Below are 2,398 nucleotides of genomic sequence, written 5' to 3'. Positions count from 1 at the left end.
TTCTAGTGGCGGGCTTTATTGCGGTCTATGCTTCCTATCACATGCTGGAGTTTAGAACGATGGGGCTTCGCAACTACGTCACAAATCAGGTTTATGCAAGTGGCGAGACGCGGGAAACCCTGGCGGTAGATTACAATCTAGCATCGATCGCTCCCTTGATAGATGCACTTCCAGCTCGGCACCAGTTTCTAGGATTTGAAGTAATTTACTGGTCTTTGATTCGTCCAATTCCTCGTGCCCTGTTTCCTAGTAAGCCAGAAGGCTTGAGCGTCAGTATTGAAGAGATTGCTGGGGCTGAAGGATACACCCTTGCTGCTACTTATCTGGGTGAGAGCTACATGATGGCAGGCTGGTTAGGAGCAATTGGAATGTCTCTATTTTTTGGGGCGTTGGCTGCTTGGTGGAATCGGATGGCTATGCAGAGCCAATCTGACTACGCGCTGGTTGTTTACGCGTTAGGCTTTTTTGCAGCAGGAATCACGATGCGAAGTATGTTTGCGCTGACGACGACCATTTTGCCCGTGATTGCCCTGATCGTTTTTCGTAAATTTACATCCGATCGCTAGCTGACTCGCTGCAGAAATTCAACATGAAAGTTTTACACGTCATTCCCGGTCTCAGCCCCGCCTTAGGAGGACCGCCGCAAGTCGCGCTCAATTTAGTCAAAGCACTGCGAGATTTGGGCGTAGATGTGGAGATTGCGACCACGAATTACGATCGTCCCCAACCGTTAGATGTACCGCTCAATCAAAGAGTTGATTATTCCTTTGGCACTGATTCAACGGATAATGTACCCGTCTGGTTTTTACCGTTCGATCCACCTGCGCTAAAAGAGTTTATTTTCTCCAGGGCATTCACGGGCTGGTGTTGGGAGCATCTTCCTGACTATGACGTACTCGACAATCACTATCTGTTTTCCTATGCCCCAACCTGTGCTGCAGCGATCGCCCGTCGGTATCAAATTCCCTACACCGTTCGAGTCATGGGACAACTGACACCCTGGGCACTAGCTCAGAGCCGTTTGAAAAAGCAGATTTATGCCACGTTGATCGAGCGACATAACCTGAATGCTGCTGCCGCGATTCACTGCACAACGCACCAGGAAGCCGAAGAAGTGCGTCAGTTCGGCATTAAAACGCCAACGATCACTCTGCCGCTGGGAGTTCATGCTCCTGTCCCGCATCCTGAAGCCCGATCGCAGGTGCGGGCACATTATAGGATTCCGGCAGATGTTCCCATTATCTTATTTTTATCAAGGCTGCATTATAAAAAACGCCCGGATTTGCTGCTGAAAACGCTGTATGAATTGAAGGGTCAAGGTTATCCATTTCATCTGTTGATTGCAGGTGCAGGTGATTCAGATTACCTTGACCAGCTACAGCAGTTAACGGCTGCGCTTGGTTTAACGACGTGTGTTTCTTTTACAGGATTGGTGATCGGCGAAGAGAAAGATCGGCTACTGCAAGGTTCTGATCTTTTTGTGTTACCTTCCTATTCAGAAAATTTCGGCATTGCAGTTGCAGAAGCATTGATTTGCGGATTACCCGTGATTATCACGCCCGGAGTTCAAATTGCTTCAGATATTGCAGCGGCTCAAGCAGGAATCGTGGTTGAAGGCGCAGTAGAACCGTTGGGAGCAGCAATCGCCCAACTCCTGTCAAATCTAAATCTACGTCAAGCCCTGGGCGAACGAGGACGACAATTTGCACAGTCCCAGTATTCCTGGCGCACGATCGCCCAAAATCTGATTCCTGCTTATGAGACGATCGCAAAACAAAAGAAACTGCCTTGCCGCGTCGTCTAGCTGATGAACCCTAATGCTTGATCAATTGGCACCGTTGGCGATAACCTACATTGCGCCAGATTCTCTCAAGACTGCGACATGGAAAAATAATATTCTCACCTTTCCGATTCAAAATCCTTCCCATAGCCTGCTTGCCAACAGCCGCTACTTTGGACATCCGGAGTGGGCGAGAAATTATCTGGCAGTTGTGCATCGGGATCAGGAGTTTCAGGATCGCTGGTTCGCCGTCACTGGTAGTTGGCAAGATAAAATTGTGGTTGATATCGGCTGTGCTCCCGGCAATGTCTATGCTTCACTGCGCGATCGGGTCGGTCAGCCAAAACTGCTGTTGGGGGTCGATGTCTCAGAAGGAGGGCTGACGATCGCTCAGGAAATAGGCTATGTACCGATTTTGGCAGATGCTCAGAATTTGCCTCTGAAATCAGGCTTTGCCGATTTAGTGGTTTTGAATGCTGCCTTGCACCACTGCGACGACATGGCAAAAATGCTGGCTGAGGCAGCGCGTCTGTTACGTCCGGGCGGAATGCTCGTAACCGATCAGGATTTGCAGCAAACCATGTGGCGGGATAACTGGATTGCCCATGCGATCTGGAA

Annotated in this window: 3 protein-coding genes; all 3 read left to right on the top strand. The window is 49.5% G+C overall.

The annotated features are described in order from the left end of the window. Positions 1 to 566, top strand: a 566-nt coding sequence (locus H6F80_RS16940) for a hypothetical protein (RefSeq protein ID WP_242067413.1), incomplete at its 5' end; no start/stop codon positions are given. Positions 567 to 589: 23 nt separating this feature from the next. Continuing rightward, on the top strand, positions 590 to 1,804 hold the full coding sequence (locus H6F80_RS16935) for a glycosyltransferase (protein WP_190792701.1): 1,215 nt from the start codon (positions 590 to 592) through the stop codon (positions 1,802 to 1,804). 13 nt (positions 1,805 to 1,817) lie between these two features. Further along, positions 1,818 to 2,398: class I SAM-dependent methyltransferase (locus tag H6F80_RS16930; RefSeq protein WP_190792700.1), on the top strand; the 581-nt coding region annotated here is incomplete at its 3' end.

Origin of the sequence: Leptolyngbya sp. FACHB-711, assembly GCF_014695615.1 — a bacterium.
Taxonomy (GTDB): Bacteria; Cyanobacteriota; Cyanobacteriia; order Elainellales; family Elainellaceae; genus Leptolyngbya_A.
The sequence above is the reverse complement of the archived record's forward strand: the minus strand, read 5'-3'. Positions and strand labels throughout refer to the sequence as shown.